Here is a 14,259-nt window from a genome sequence, read left to right as displayed (position 1 = left end):
ACAAACTTTTTATATATTTTTATCTGGCTTTTTCAAAGCCTCCTAATAATTGGGGACGATTGAATACCCCATTACCTAAATTTCGCAACAAATATAAAAAAAATGTCTTTAAATACTATTTCACGAAGGAATTTTGTAATTTACAGAGCTAAGATACAGTTTACCCCGCACCCCGAGTACTCGGGGTGCGGGGTTTAACACGCTATATTAAACTAAAGCCATAATTTTTTATGTATAATGGGGGCTATAAAATATCCGGGAATGAATAAATATGATACAATAATAATCGGTGGCGGCCACAATGGCCTGACTACGGCAGCATTGCTTGCTAAAAAGGGAAAGAAAGTGGTCCTCCTTGAAAAAAGAAATATTTTGGGTGGCATGGCTGCAGGGGAAGAATTTCACCCTGGTTATAGAACTACAGGATTGCTCCACGATACAAGTGGTGTTAGACAAAGCGTGATAAAAACCCTTCAATTAGAAAAATACGGGCTTAAAACCAATAGTGAAAGAGCTGCTTTTGTCTTACTATCTAAAGAAGGCCAGGGCATCTCTATTTCATCAAATACTAAAGAAACAGCAGAAAGCATTGAGCGGTTCTCTAAAAAAGATGCGGCAGCTTACATAGAATACCGTGATTTTATAGATAAGATCAGTGGTTTCTTTGGCAATTTATTGCAGATGCCACCTGATATTGAAGATTTGGGGCCAAAACAGCTCTGGGTTTTGGCAAAAAAAGGGCTGGCTTTGAGACTTTTAGGCAAGAGAACGATGCTGGAATTATTGCGGGTTGCTCCTATGTGTGTTGCGGATTTTCTTAATGAAAGGTTTGAAACTGATTTTCTGAAAGCAGGAATAGCTGCGCCTGCGATCTATGGATCATTTACCGGGCCTTGGTCTGCAGGTAACACGCTAAATTTATTATTATGGGAATGTACCGCTAAAAATAATATTACTGGCGGCCCGCAAGCGCTTATCCTGGCGCTTGAAAAAGCTGCTAAAGATGCCGGGGTTGAGATGAGAACGGATGCCTGTGTTCAAAAGATATTACTCAATCAGGAGGGTAGGGTGGAGGGTGTGGAGATAAGTGGCAGTGGTAGTAGCAGTAAAGAGAAAGAAGTAATAAATGCTAAGGTCGTTGCGGCTTCATGTACCCCAAAAGAGACTTTTCTGAACTTACTCGCAAGCAATGAAATTGAATATAGATTGGAAAACAGTATTGCTCACATCCGCTCCCGTGGAACAACGGCTAAGGTTAACCTGGCATTAAATAAAATGATTAGATTTAAGTATGGTACAGCTCAGTATAAAAATATAGGAAAAGAGGAAAAACAGGGAATAAAGGAAATAGCTGAGATAAATGAATTTGAATTTATACGAACTTGCAACACTTTAGATGAAATGGAAAAAGCTTTCGATTGTGTCAAGTACAGAACTTTTTCAGATGAGTTGATTTTGGATATACATGTACCAATTGTTTCAAATCCACAATTAGCGCCTGAAGGCCATTGTGTAGTTTCTATATTAGTACATTTTGTTCCACTTAATTTAGACGGGGGTTGGACAGATGAGCAGAGAAAAAAATTAGGGGACAAGGTGATTAAATGCCTGGAGCAATATGCTCCAAACGTTTCTGAATCTATAGCAGGGCGTGAAATTCTTTCGCCTGTTGACCTGGAAGAACGGTATGGATTAACTGAAGGGCATATTTATCATGGAGAACACGCGGCAGATCAGTTGATCACCCGGCCGGTTCCTTCATGTGCCCGGTATGCAACGCCAATTCCGGGGCTATATTTGTGCGGCAGCGGCTCTCATCCGGGGGGCGGGATTACGTGTGCTCCGGGGGCATTGGCTGCTGAGGCTATTTTAAAAAAGTTATAAATTAATTTGGTTCTATTCTAAATACAGAGTGATTTTAAATATATTGCAACTTTGATAATATAGCTGGATTAAGTTCCGACTTAAATGTTCTTTTGACCGGACAGCTATAGGTTAAAGTCCCATCAGAGTCTCCCGCAATTCCTAAATTCAAATATACCACGATCTTAAAAAGGGGACTCTGATGGATCTGGAATAGAAAGGACATTAAATAGTATTTGATTTCGTGTGCATCAGAGTCCCCTAATTAAGTTTTGGGTATATCTGACTGCAATGTGTTGACTTTTCGAAAACAGGCAGATAGGAAGTTTGTAGTGGCGGGAGACTCTGATGAAACTGGAAAATTAATAACAATTCGGTTTCTTACCCACCTGCCTTCATGTGACTTTGCGCATGGCGTGTAGGCGCCAGATAGGGTTTGCTGAAAAAGTGTTATCTGTTAATGATAAGTTTTTTCCCTTATCATTTCACCCTTGAAATATGTATTTCTTTTCTTATCAGGATGACTAGCGTTGTATAATAGATCAGGACTTAATTCATAGGGATGTTCTGTTTCGACTTCATTTTTATCAATTAATTTTATTTTCAAATTATTCCATGATAAAGTATTATTCCGTAATTGTACTTTTTTAAACTCTTTTAAGTTTAATAGTGGAAATTCTATATCTCCCTTTTTTACCTTCCAGGTTTTAAATAACTTGTCGAAGTCGATTATTCTTGATTCTCTGTTGTTAAAAACACAAGATATTTTAAAACCATTTAATTCATTTATTTTTAATATGCGCGGTATAGCATTTGTTTTTCTCAAAATAGACTTAATTTAATGTCAAAGTTACAAAACTAAGTAACGTAAACCAAGCAAAATTGTTTAATATTAAATATTAACATTGGCTTTAAGGCTTTAAAGAAAAATATGTGTGGAATTACAGGAATATTCGCGTTTACCGAAACAGGTAAGTCAGGCTTTAAAAACCTGTCAGCTTCTATTGATGCGTTGAAAAGCCGCGGGCCTGATGCAAAGGGTAAATTTATTAATGACCAGGTTGCATTGGGACATACCAGGCTTTCTATTATTGATGTTTCGGAAAATGCAAACCAACCGATGTGTGATGAAACCAACAGGTACATCATCATTTATAACGGGGAAATATATAACTTCCGTGAATTGAGAAAAGAATTAGAAAATAAAGGAGTAGGATTTAAGACCAATTCAGATACAGAAGTTCTTTTAAAACTTTACATTCATTTTGGTACAAATTGTTTGGACATGCTCAACGGCTTTTTTGTTTTCGCTGTCTACGATAAGGCAGAGAATGTGCTGTTTATTGCCAGGGATAGAATTGGTATCAAACCATTATTAATTTATCAGGATAAAGATAAATTGATATTTGCTTCGGAGATGAAAGCTTTGATGGCGTTTGGAATTCCACAGGAGATGGATACGGTCTCGTTGTACCAATATTTGCAATTGAATTATATTCCTGCCCCTGCCACCATTTTTGTAGGAGTCAGGAAGTTAATGCCGGGGCATTGCCTGCTGATAAAAAACGACCAGGTTGAAGAAAAACAATATTACAAGATTCCCTGGACAGGGAAAGATGGGCAGGAGACGAGGGATGAGTATACCTATTCCAAACAGAATTATGAACAGCAGCAAAAAGAGCTGGTAGCGCTCCTGGAAGAATCTGTTAAAAAAAGACTCATAGCAGATGTGCCATTAGGCGCTTTTTTAAGTGGGGGCATAGATTCTTCTGTGATCGTTGCCCTTGCCTCAAGACACACGGATAAATTAAATACTTTCTCTATAGGCTATAAAGATGAACCCTTTTTTGATGAGACACATTATGCCAATTTAGTTGCAAAAAAATTTAATACCAACCATACGGTTTTTTCCCTTACAAATGATGATCTTTTTGAGCATCTTTTTGATACGCTAAACTATATTGACGAACCTTTCGCTGACTCATCTGCACTCGCAGTGAACATTTTGAGTTATCATACCCGCAAACATGTAAAAGTAGCTTTATCAGGAGATGGCGCTGATGAGCTTTTCGCGGGTTATAATAAATATCTAGGTGAATACAAGGCGAGAAATGGTGGATTTGGAGCAACTGTGTTAAAATATTTACATCCATTGTGGGAGGCGCTGCCAAAGTCACGAAATTCATATTTTGAAAATAAGATCAGGCAGTTTCATCGATTTTCGCAGGGAATGAAATTAAGTGAAGTGGAAAGATACTGGTTATGGTGTGGATTTGTTAATGAAAACGAAGCATTAAAGCTCCTTTGTAGAGACGTTGTATGCAACGTCTCTACAAAGGCTCCACTTATTGAGGGAGGAAATGGCAAAATTAATTTGAGTGAATATCAACAAAGGAAAGATTCAATTACGCAAAAAATTACCGGTAAAAATGGTATTAATGAGGTCCTTTATTGCGACATGAATCTCGCATTACAAAATGACATGCTTGTGAAGGTAGATATGATGTCAATGGCAAACAGCCTGGAAGTAAGGGTACCGTTTTTGGATCATGAATTGGTTGATTTTGCATTTTCATTACCGGAGAGCTCAAAAATAGACCACAGATCAAACAGAAAAAAAATAGTTCAGGATGCCTTCAGACAAATTTTGCCCGAACAGTTATATAACAGGCCAAAGCATGGTTTTGAGGTGCCATTATTAAAATGGTTTAGAAACGAACTAAAATCTACGATAACGGATGAACTGTTAAATGATGATCTTATAAAGGAACAAGGGATTTTTGATGAAGTTGAGGTGAAGCGTTTAAAGCAAAAGTTATTTTCTAAAGATCCGGGAGATGTCCATGCCAGGATCTGGGGATTGGTTGTTTTTCAATATTGGTGGAGGAGATGGAAAAAGTGACAGGCATTTTGTTTTTCTGACACTATCTTTTAATATTTCGCTCGTAGAAAGTAAAAAGGAAATACCTTTTTTCATCAATCGTATGGGCAAACCGCTTTACCACCTTTCTGTAATAAGCCACAGGATAATGACCCGGCTCTACCGCAGCACCGAGATCTTCAGCGGCAGGTAGAAAGACCTGAAGCCCGCCCGCAAGGTGGTGGTGAGCACAACGGACATGGCTATGTGCAGTTGCGATTTAATTGCTTCGTACTTTTCCCCCACTGCAAAGGTAAATAAAAAGCACAAACGCTTGATGTTATTACGTCCACCGCAATGGATTATATGCGCTGTTAGCTTCTGTTGCCGCATCACTCCTACGTTTGAATTTATGATAATAGTCATTTGTCAGAACGTTAAAGTCAATCGTAAAATTTGATTGAAGTACGTACTTTTCCACATAGTAAATGTTAAAGAATGTAAAAGAGCTCACCGTTAATAATATTCCTGCCTAAGCAGGGAAACAAAAAATTTTAAAAAAAGGGAGAGAGATTTTTATTTGATTTTTTATTTGTCTTTGTGGAGGCGCAGGCACATGATTAAGCAAATTTTGGTTAGTGGGATGAGTGTTGAGCGATTTGCTTAATGATGTGACTGCGAAGTGGTGGATTTTTTCCGAAACGGTGTCGGAGGAAACGATAACTTATTCTTGAAATTTATTTTATTCCACTTTGTTCTACCAAAAATATGATATTCGTCCCCGTTAGGTTAAGTGCATATCTGGTCATTTCGTCATTAACTTTTTGTGGAACTTGACCTTGTCCGTGTCCACTGAGTTTATTTCTAATAGTCGGTATTCCACTCTCAAGTAAATTTTGTAATGATGTAAACTGATTTTGCGTAAAAGAAGGCACAAGTCCATTTTGAAAACATATTTGAATAAGTTTTTTTGCTGTATCGGTCTCGTTATATTGCCATCCTTTTTCTTTACAAATTATTTTCATTGCACTTTCAAATGCTTTTAAACATTCAGTCAAGCATTCTTTATTTCTTCCGTGTCTGTAATGTTCGTGTGCTTTAAGGTACTCTTCGTTTGCACCTTTAAATTTTTTATTCCAAAGAAGAGTTATTGTCGGTATTACAATTTCCGAATGAGTATATGTTGAGTCAACTCTGATAATTTCGCTACCTTCGAACTGATATCCAACACCATGTTCTTTAAATCTATCGTTTAATTCTGCAATTGCATCTTTAGGCGATATCTTTATTTCCGTGTGATATATGTATTCCTGTAAATTATCATTGATGATTCTATCTATATATTCGAATGACAACTCTATTGTGTCAATAACTCTTTCGTAGTCATTAGTCTGCAATAGATGATTTAGAACGCACTCTTCATCAGATTCACGATGACCCTTGCCTAATGTAAATACTCCGTATTCTCTGCATAAAGATTCATGGATGAACTTAAATGCTGCTTGGGGTTTATTTTTATAGTGGCCTTTATTATTTCCCAAAGCATCTCTGATTATGTGTACAATTTGAACTCTTAACTGTTCTGGAATTTTTTCATAAGTATAAATTTCCGGAACTTCACCGCGAAGTTTTTTTTGTCTTTTTGAGAAAAGGTCAAATATTGCCATTGTTGTCAGTCTTTACTATTGTGCCTAAATGATGGTTCTGTTTTATTATGGTTGAGCAACTTGTATATTAGTGCAGTTTATGTTTTTAACAATAGACTGGGCTGTTATCTTTCTTTCATTGTTACTCTTTCTTTCACAGCAGAAACAAGAGTTTCATACAGGCTTTCTAAAATTGAATCATCAATCCCGAATGAATGTAAAACAGTCCTATCAAAATTTATTCTATCCTCCTTTTCAATTTCTTCAAAAATTGTTTCAATTGGCCGTTTTTTAATTGATTCAAAAGCAGTCTTGATAGCATTAACTTGATCATCTGAGAGTAAATCTGGATTGAGTACTTTTAATCTTTTGAAATAATTTGCATTTAAGTCCAAGGCCCCAAGATTTCTTGATGTTCCCCTCATTTCAATTGTTAGGAATGTAACAATCGAATTAAGTAATGCAGCAATCAGTTCAACGTCATATCCGTCTTTTACATTAATAATCGCTAATCTCTGGTCGGGAACAAACCTTTCTTCTGAAAAACAAAAGAAGTTTCTTTCATAAGGATTTATTGCAGTAACAATATTTGCAGATTTAGGCCTTAATGAATACCAAAAAGGCCTATGTCCGGCACAGGCTTCCTGTATTGTCTTAGTGCGATTTTTATTCATCGCATTTTCAAACCGTCTTATCCAGTTATATGCTCCCGGATAGTTATTTCTAAGATCGTCAAGCGGTCGAGTGCAAACAAAAAGATAGTAATTATACTCCCCTGAAAATTCAAGAATATCTAATTCAGTTGGACTTTTTACATAAGGAACCAAAAATTCTTCCTCAATTCCTGTTTCTTCTACTTCATTCGCAGGTATTACAAACATTTCATTCCACCCTGTTCTCTCTCCCCTGAAAGCATCAATAATGTCAGGGTATAACTGAATCAAATCGTCATCAAATTTTTCAAACAGATTAGCCGAAATAAAATATTTAGACCAGTTTTCTTCTGTCTGTAATGATTCTATCAACTTGTTCTTTGGAACAATACTAACCGATACAGAGTCATCTGTTTTATGAAATAATTCTTTAAAGGTGATGTCTTGCTTCCAGTTCCTGTTTCGGGTGTCATTGCAATTTTCTATCTCGGAATATAAAGCCTCAATTTGTGTTAGTTGGTCTGATACATTGTCTTGGTTAAAATCATTTTCAAGTTTAAAATGCAGAGTAATAAATTTTGTTGGCTGGTCATTGGTTACCTTTTGAAGAACTGTATAAATGGTTGATACTTTTGAATATGAGAACCAGTGTTCGGCACTGCTTCTTACTACGTACTTTATATGAAAGTTATCAAGCAGAAATCTTTTGAACTGTACACCGTATTCTTTACCAAGCCAAGCATTTGAGGTTATTGCAGATAAGAAACCTTCTTCTTTAAGGAATCGGATTGAGTTATAAATGCAATAAGTGAAATAATCTGACCTCTCGTTTATTTTGAATGTCCTGTCCTGTAAGAATGCTTGTTGTCTGGCTTCAAATTTCTCTCTGAAAAACGCTGTTAAAACGTCATTCGGAATATCTTCTTGTTGTATGAACGGGAAATTGCTGGTAATAACATCAAATTCCGGTATCGGCTGTTCTATTTGCTTTTTGTAATCCCTTGAATCAGGAAATGCTATCAAATCTCCTGCATTTAGATTGAAAAAATCATCTCTCGTTATTCTTGGAAAATTATCTGTTTTAGTTACGTCTTGCTTGTAAAGGTTGATTACTGAAAGTATTGCAGGAAAATGAGAAATGTCATTACCCCAAATTTGATTTAATAGTTCTGCATGATTGTTCTTTCCGTGATATTTCAGTATTTGGTAAAAAGAGTTCAAAAATGTTCCTGTTCCTGATGTTGGGTCAAATACATAGTCGTTTGCTGTTTGAACGGCAGGGTATGCAACGAGGTTTGCCAATGTTTCAGAAGTAAAATATTGTCCGAATTTTTGCTTTTCGGACTTTGGAACAAGGTTTTCAAGTATTGTCCCGATAACACCAGTAGGTAGTATCCTGAAATCAAACTCCGTAAATTTTTGAATCAACTGAAATACTGTTTCACCGGTAACTTTTGAAAAGGGTAGCTTGTCTGTAAAATAGGGTTTGAAAATCGCTTGGTAATCTATTTTCTGCGCTTCTGCAAAATAGCTTTCAAGAGATTGTTTTAAGTTTCTTGCATTCGCAATGTTGATTCTATCTATTGCACCCATGAGATTTTCTGATAAGGTAAGATAGAACAAGATTTTGCCAATCAAATTGTAAAATGTGAACTTGGCAAGAACCTCCTCTTCAATAACATTTTCAGGTCTGCGGGATGAAGAATCAAGAATTTTCAAAGTAGAACTTTCATAGATTTTCCAGTGATTATATTCCCTCCTGAATGATGCGCTCTTTCCCTTTTCTGTAACTATTGCTTGTTGAAATTGAGGCAAAATTATTACCGAAGCTTCAAGTACGGCTTCTATAATATTTCCTGTAATATTGATAGCTTGTTTTAGCTCGCCCCTTTCATAAAGTTGTCCAAGGTCATGGAGTATTTCGTTCGCTCTTGCCTTTAATATAGATTCGTTCCGGTTGAATTTTACAGGGTCGGAAAGGTCATTCCGGGTGCTAATCGTACGTTCTTTCGGATATTCCTTAAGTTTTGTAAGTGCATCAATGGAAAAATTTCTATCTTCAATTTTCCAAATGATTGCCTCTGTTCCATTCCAAGTAACAAATGATTCCGACTTTAATCTCTCCGCTTTTTCCAGCGCATTTTTAATCATTTCCCCGTCATCAACGGTAGTGTCAGGAAATTTAAGTTCCCAACCGTTGAAAACTATACCGGAAACTTTGTCGGTAAAAAGTAGAACATCAGGAAATTTCGTTCTTCCCGAATCAAGTTTTATTCCAGTATCATTTGTTGCATCCTCAAAAACAGTTTGACCTTCACGAATTGTTTCCTGAATCCAACTAATAAGCTGTCCCGCCCAATCTCTCTCGTTTCTTTTCATAATTTAATGTGTGGTATTTTACGATTGGCTCACTGAACAACTTTAATGTGGCTTGCTCAATTTCTTTTCTTTTAAGGGTATTTTCTATTCTGTCGGTACATATTTTTATGTAATCAACTGGTTTAACCTTGTGAAGCATAACATCTTCGTTTTTTTCAATTCCTATAAATTGCCGGTTTTCAAGTATTGCAGAAAGCAAGAAACTTCCACTTCCACAAGCGTTATCGAGAATAACATCTCCGGGTTTAGTGAAGGTTTTAACTAAATATCTTCCTAATTCAATGGGTTTTTGTGTCGGGTGCAAAACGGGTCCTTCCGATTCTGCTGTTTTAACATAGACAAAATCGTCAATGGGCTGTTCCTCATAACAAACGATGTCATTCGGATACCTTTCACCGTTGCTCTTTACGTGTCTCGGTTTAAAGTCTCCGTAGCTACCAGTATATTGGTCTTTTCTTATGCCTTTGTCATAAGCTTCACCATTAGTCATTTGAGCGTTATACGTTGGCTGCTTTTTGTAGAAAACACAAATGTCTTCATGTTTTCTAAGCGGTTGCTTTTTGGCGTTCAGGAAATTCGTGGATTTTGATTTTATCCAAACAATTTTATACTTAAACAACTTTTCGTTACTCATGATAAGTTTCGCAGTAAACAGACCTTGTGCCGTGAGGGCAATCACTCCATCATCTTTAATCACTCTCTCATAATGTTGCCATAGCAAGTCCAAGTCAATTACAGAGTCCCATTTATTTTGGGTCGTTCCATAAGGTAAATCACAAAGTATCATATCAATACTTTTGTCCGGAATACCCTTCATTACCTCAAGGCAGTCACCTTGTATTACTTTGTTTAAATATTTCTCTATTCCGTTTTTCATTTTCTAAAATTTTAAATTTCCCTGTTTCGCTTTCTTGGATTTGAAATATTTTGCTTTTTCTTCCGCAAGCATTAAAAGTTGTTCAGAATCTGGTGCTTGATATATGATTTCTGCAATTTTTTCACTGTAAAATTCTCTTTCAAGCGTCTTAATATCTAATTTGAAAACCTTCGCCAATTTTGGTAATATGACTTCATGAACATTCCTTTTTTGGTTTTCAATTTTTGAAAGGGTGGATTGGTCAATATCAAGTGCAGCAGCAAGTTTTGTCAGAGTTAGTCCGTGCTCAACTCGTAACTTGTGAATGTATTCTCCAAAGGTTTCTTTCATCTTCTTGATTATTTTGCCTTGACAAATTTGGCAAAAATATACAAAGTTTCCAAATTTTCATCTTTTTCTGCAAACATTTTATCAACATTCCTAATTGTGGGGCGGCAAGATTGGCTCTTTTGGTTTTGCGAAGGGTTGGCTTGTGTGTCAGGCAAAACCAAATGTGCCAATGCGGGTAGGCGTAAAATTGTTTTAAAAAAAGTGCGGTGGGAAAAATTTTAAAAACATTCGTGTCGGATTGCGTGTCGGATTGTCTTACCGTGTCAGTTTGTTAAAGAACGCTTCAAGTCAGTCTGCTTAAATTGTCAAGTTGCAAAGTCTCCGTTTTTCAGTCGTCACTGTCAGGGTTGCACTGTCTTTTTTACGCTTGCCTGTAACTACCATATAGGCACAGGTTTGTTGTTGTTATCTTGAAAAATTTGCAAGATTGAAACATTTTTTATGTTTTTATTTTCCACAGCCAAATATATTACATTTTTTATTCAATTCTCTTTAATTAGTCAGATTTTGCAGAATGGGTAATATATATTAACTTTGGTTGTATTTGTATAATTACTATTCATAATGCCTGCACAAAAAATCTTCCTCCTCGATGCCATGGCGCTCATATACCGTGCTCATTTTGCATTCAGTAAAAACCCGCGCATCAATTCAAAGGGCCTCAATACCAGTGCCGTGTTAGGGTTTGCCAATGCTTTGCTTGAAATCATCAATAAAGAAAAACCTACCCACATTGCTGTCGCTTTTGATACATCTGCACCTACATTCAGGCACAAAGCATACAAAGAATATAAGGCAGAAAGACAGGAAACCCCCGAAGATATTGTCACTGCCATTCCCTACATAAAGAGATTCATTGACGCGTTCAATATTCCTGTCCTGGAAAAAGATGGTTATGAAGCGGATGATATCATAGGAACATTTGCAAAAAAAGCTGCTGAAGCTGACCTCCAGGTTTATATGATGAGCACTGATAAGGATTTCTGCCAGCTTGTCAGTGATAACATTTACCTTTATAAGCCGGCCTACATGGGAAATGGGGTAGACATCCTCGACAAAAAAAAAGTATTGGAAAAATGGGAGATCAGGTCAATTGACCAGGTTATAGACATCCTGGGATTGCAGGGAGATAAGGTGGATAATATTCCGGGGATACCGGGTGTTGGAGAAAAAACTGCCAAAAAACTTATTGAAGAATTCGGCTCTGTTGAAAACCTGATTGAAAATGCTGACCAATTAGAAGGCAAGCTAAAGGAGAGGGTCGTTGAGTTTTCAGAACAAGGTTTGCTTTCCAAACAATTAGCAACGATCGATACCGGGGTACCCCTTGATTTTGATGAAGAAAAGCTCCTCTATAAAGGCCCAGATAATGACGCTCTTATAGCCTTGCTTGACGAACTGGAGTTTCGGACCATAAAGAAAAGACTATTTGGAGATGGAGAAGAAAAAACCACCTCTGCTTCTTCTGACCAAATGAGTTTGTTTGGTGAAACTGCAGCACGAAATTTGTCTCGTGAAAATGATCAAAAGAAGAACAAAATTCCTGAAAATCAACAATCAATCACTAAAGTTAATATTGATACAACTACTCATCATTATCACCTTGCAGACACGCCTGAATTGAGGAAAAAGCTTATCAAAGACCTTGAAAAACAAAAAGAATTTTGCTTTGATACGGAAACTACAGCTATTGATACAATGGATGCCAAACTGGTAGGATTGGCATTTTCTTACAAAAAGGGGGAAGCTTATTATGTGCCTGTTCCAAAAAATGACAAAGAAGCCAAAAACATTGCGAATGAATTTAAAGGTGTCCTGGAAAATGAGCAAATCGTTAAAATAGGCCAGAACATAAAATACGATATCCTGGTTTTGAAAAATTATGACATTGAGGTAAAGAGCCCTTTGTTTGACACCATGCTTGCTCATTACCTGCTTGAGCCAGACATGCGTCATAATATGAATGCCCTTGCCGAAAGTTACTTAGATTATACGCCCGTTTCTATCGACACACTTATTGGCAAAAAAGGAAAGGAGCAGGGCAATATGCGAGATATCCCGGTTGAAAAAGTGGTGGAATATGCCGGTGAAGATGCTGATATTACGCTTAAACTTAAAAATATTTTTGCACCTTTAATAAAAGAAAAAAAACTACAAAAGTTATTCAATGAAGTGGAGCTTCCCCTTATCCATGTATTAGCCGATATAGAAAGGGCAGGTGTGAATATTGACCCTGGCGCTCTAAGTAAATATTCCAGGCTGCTTGCAAAGGAAAGCAGTGTTTTAAAACAAAGCATACTTGATGACGCTGGTACAGAATTTAACATTGATTCTCCAAAACAATTAGGCACGATCTTATTTGAAAAGCTTAAAATAGATGAAAAACCAAAAAAGACCAAAACCGGCCAGTATGCTACGGCTGAAGATGTACTCTCCAAATTGGCTGATAAACATGAGATCGTAAGAAAGATACTGGATTACCGTGAAGTACAGAAACTCAAATCTACTTACGTTGACGCTTTGCCGGAGTTGATAAGCAAAAAAGATAACAGGGTGCACACCTCTTTTAACCAGGCAGTAGCCTCTACGGGACGATTAAGCTCTCAAAACCCAAATCTGCAGAATATCCCAATAAGAACGGCAAAGGGCAGGGAGATAAGAAAAGCATTTATATCTAAAAATGACAAATACGTTTTATTATCGGCAGATTATTCCCAAATAGAGCTTCGCATTATGGCTTCCTTTAGCAAAGATGAAAGCATGATAGAAGCATTCAGGGATGGAGTTGATATCCACGCTACAACTGCCAGCAAGGTCTTTGGAGTAGGAACGGATGATGTCAATGATGAGATGCGCAGGAAAGCCAAAATGGTGAATTTCGGGATCATTTATGGTATATCTCCTTTTGGATTATCGCAAAGGCTTCATATTCAGCGTAAGGAAGCTGCTGAAATTATTGATTCCTATTTTGCAGAATTCCCGGCTATTAAAAGGTATATGGATGATATCATTAACAAAGCCCGGGAAAATGAATTTGTAGAGACCATACTTGGCAGAAGAAGGTATTTGCGCGACATCAATTCAAGAAACATGACCCTGCGAGGCTATGCCGAGCGAAATGCCATCAATGCTCCCATACAGGGCAGCGCTGCCGATATGATCAAGGTAGCAATGATCAATATTCATAACTGGCTGAAAAAAGAAAAGCTTGAAACAAAAATGATCCTGCAGGTGCATGACGAACTTGTTTTTGATGTGCGTAAGGATGAACTGGATGCAGTAAAGGAAAAAGTGCCGGATTTTATGAAAAATGCTATTGCTATTAAAGTGCCGGTAGTCGTAGATGTTGGTGTTGGGGAGAATTGGCTGGAAGCGCATTGAATTTAATAGTAAACCATAAAAACAAAACGCACAAAAATAAGGGGGATTGGTAGAGACGTTGCATTGCAACGTCTCTACCAATCCCCCTTTTTACTCAACATAACTGTTGAGATACAATGAATATTATTTTTAACTGACAGGTTGATCTTTTGGTGTCAGCATCAAAAATTCATTCACTAATATTTCAGTGACATAGCGCTTAATGCCTTCCTTATCTTCATAATTCCGGTTAATAAGCTTGCCATCTACAGCTACTTTATTGCCTTTTTT

General features: G+C 37.0%; 10 protein-coding genes. 4 read left to right on the top strand and 6 right to left on the bottom strand.

Annotation, left to right across the window (positions count from 1 at the left end):
* Positions 1–237 precede the first annotated feature (237 nt).
* Positions 238–1,884 (top strand): NAD(P)/FAD-dependent oxidoreductase, encoded by a 1,647-nt coding sequence (locus FVQ77_09110; protein MBW8050481.1) that lies wholly within the window; start codon positions 238–240, stop codon positions 1,882–1,884.
* A gap of 436 nt (positions 1,885–2,320) precedes the next feature.
* On the opposite strand, the gene FVQ77_09105 is transcribed toward FVQ77_09110, so the two are convergent.
* The gene (locus tag FVQ77_09105) at positions 2,321–2,689 is read right to left on the bottom strand and encodes a hypothetical protein (protein MBW8050480.1); all 369 of its coding nucleotides are present in this window, start codon (positions 2,687–2,689) and stop codon (positions 2,321–2,323) included.
* Between the two features lie 105 nt (positions 2,690–2,794).
* Here FVQ77_09105 and asnB point away from each other — a divergent pair, with 105 nt between their 5' ends.
* Both asnB and FVQ77_09095 read left to right on the top strand, forming a co-directional pair.
* Complete coding sequence (asnB, locus tag FVQ77_09100) at positions 2,795–4,765, top strand: asparagine synthase (glutamine-hydrolyzing) (protein ID MBW8050479.1); 1,971 nt, start codon at positions 2,795–2,797, stop codon at positions 4,763–4,765.
* Positions 4,707–4,937 (top strand): hypothetical protein, encoded by a 231-nt coding sequence (locus FVQ77_09095; protein MBW8050478.1) that lies wholly within the window; start codon positions 4,707–4,709, stop codon positions 4,935–4,937. Before asnB ends, FVQ77_09095 begins: the two co-directional genes overlap by 59 nt.
* Positions 4,938–5,460: 523 nt before the next feature.
* On the opposite strand, the gene FVQ77_09090 is transcribed toward FVQ77_09095, so the two are convergent.
* From FVQ77_09090 to FVQ77_09075, 4 genes are all read right to left on the bottom strand, one after another.
* The gene (locus FVQ77_09090; protein ID MBW8050477.1) at positions 5,461–6,390 is read right to left on the bottom strand and encodes a hypothetical protein; all 930 of its coding nucleotides are present in this window, start codon (positions 6,388–6,390) and stop codon (positions 5,461–5,463) included.
* Positions 6,391–6,494: 104 nt separating this feature from the next.
* Positions 6,495–9,401, bottom strand: a complete 2,907-nt coding sequence (locus tag FVQ77_09085; protein MBW8050476.1) for an SAM-dependent DNA methyltransferase — start codon at positions 9,399–9,401, stop codon at positions 6,495–6,497.
* The gene (locus tag FVQ77_09080; protein ID MBW8050475.1) at positions 9,361–10,278 is read right to left on the bottom strand and encodes a site-specific DNA-methyltransferase; all 918 of its coding nucleotides are present in this window, start codon (positions 10,276–10,278) and stop codon (positions 9,361–9,363) included. Before FVQ77_09080 ends, FVQ77_09085 begins: the two co-directional genes overlap by 41 nt.
* 3 nt (positions 10,279–10,281) lie before the next feature.
* The gene (locus FVQ77_09075) at positions 10,282–10,608 is read right to left on the bottom strand and encodes a helix-turn-helix transcriptional regulator (GenBank protein ID MBW8050474.1); all 327 of its coding nucleotides are present in this window, start codon (positions 10,606–10,608) and stop codon (positions 10,282–10,284) included.
* 564 nt (positions 10,609–11,172) lie between these two features.
* On the opposite strand from FVQ77_09075, the gene polA reads away from it, so the two are divergent.
* Complete coding sequence (gene polA, locus FVQ77_09070; GenBank protein ID MBW8050473.1) at positions 11,173–13,989, top strand: DNA polymerase I; 2,817 nt, start codon at positions 11,173–11,175, stop codon at positions 13,987–13,989.
* 129 nt (positions 13,990–14,118) lie between these two features.
* On the opposite strand, the gene FVQ77_09065 is transcribed toward polA, so the two are convergent.
* Positions 14,119–14,259, bottom strand: a 141-nt coding sequence (locus tag FVQ77_09065) for a single-stranded DNA-binding protein (protein MBW8050472.1), incomplete at its 5' end; no start/stop codon positions are given.

The sequence above is a fragment of the Cytophagales bacterium genome, from assembly GCA_019456305.1.
Lineage (GTDB): Bacteria > Bacteroidota > Bacteroidia > Cytophagales > VRUD01 > VRUD01.
The sequence above is the reverse complement of the archived record's forward strand: the minus strand, read 5'-3'. Positions and strand labels throughout refer to the sequence as shown.

Coding starts and splice junctions, on each gene's coding strand:
- FVQ77_09110 (MBW8050481.1), top strand. CDS start 238: ATGGGGGCTATAAAATATCCGGGAATGAATAAATATGATACAATAATA.
- asnB (MBW8050479.1), top strand. CDS start 2,795: ATGTGTGGAATTACAGGAATATTCGCGTTTACCGAAACAGGTAAGTCA.
- FVQ77_09095 (MBW8050478.1), top strand. CDS start 4,707: ATGCCAGGATCTGGGGATTGGTTGTTTTTCAATATTGGTGGAGGAGAT.
- FVQ77_09090 (MBW8050477.1), bottom strand. CDS start 6,390: ATGGCAATATTTGACCTTTTCTCAAAAAGACAAAAAAAACTTCGCGGT.
- FVQ77_09085 (MBW8050476.1), bottom strand. CDS start 9,401: ATGAAAAGAAACGAGAGAGATTGGGCGGGACAGCTTATTAGTTGGATT.
- FVQ77_09080 (MBW8050475.1), bottom strand. CDS start 10,278: ATGAAAAACGGAATAGAGAAATATTTAAACAAAGTAATACAAGGTGAC.
- FVQ77_09075 (MBW8050474.1), bottom strand. CDS start 10,608: ATGAAAGAAACCTTTGGAGAATACATTCACAAGTTACGAGTTGAGCAC.
- polA (MBW8050473.1), top strand. CDS start 11,173: ATGCCTGCACAAAAAATCTTCCTCCTCGATGCCATGGCGCTCATATAC.